This window comes from Escherichia sp. MOD1-EC6021 (genome assembly GCF_002965245.1).
GTDB lineage: Bacteria > Pseudomonadota > Gammaproteobacteria > Enterobacterales > Enterobacteriaceae > Escherichia > Escherichia coli_F.
On record NZ_PTRU01000120.1, the window covers coordinates 1 to 468 of the forward strand.

The window sequence follows — 468 nt, forward strand, 5'->3', positions numbered from 1 at the left end:
AATTTGAGAGACTCACGAACAACTTTCGTTGTTCAGTGTTTCAATTTTCAGCTTGATCCAGATTTTTAAAGAGCAAAACTTCGCAGTGAACCTTTGCAGGTACACTCTGAAGTATTTTTTATTTAATCACTACAGAGATGGTGGAGCTATGCGGGATCGAACCGCAGACCTCCTGCGTGCAAAGCAGGCGCTCTCCCAGCTGAGCTATAGCCCCATAACATGTAGTTAAAACCTCTTCAAATTTGCGGTGCAAATTTGGTAGGCCTGAGTGGACTTGAACCACCGACCTCACCCTTATCAGGGGTGCGCTCTAACCACCTGAGCTACAAGCCTGTAGAGGTTTTACTGCTCATTTTCATCAGACAATCTGTGTGAGCACTGCAAAGTACAGTTCTTTAAGGTAAGGAGGTGATCCAACCGCAGGTTCCCCTACGGTTACCTTGTTACGACTTCACCCCAGTCATGAAT

At 45.7% G+C, this 468-nt stretch carries 2 tRNA genes and 1 rRNA gene; all 3 read right to left on the reverse strand.

Going from position 1 to position 468, the window contains the following annotated elements:
• Positions 1 to 138 precede the first annotated feature (138 nt).
• Positions 139 to 214: transfer RNA gene (locus tag BEB54_RS28255), tRNA-Ala, on the reverse strand.
• A 42-nt stretch (positions 215 to 256) separates the two neighbouring features.
• A tRNA-Ile gene (locus BEB54_RS28260) sits at positions 257 to 333 on the reverse strand.
• Positions 334 to 401: 68 nt separating this feature from the next.
• A 16S ribosomal RNA gene (locus BEB54_RS28265) occupies positions 402 to 468 on the reverse strand; the annotation flags it as partial.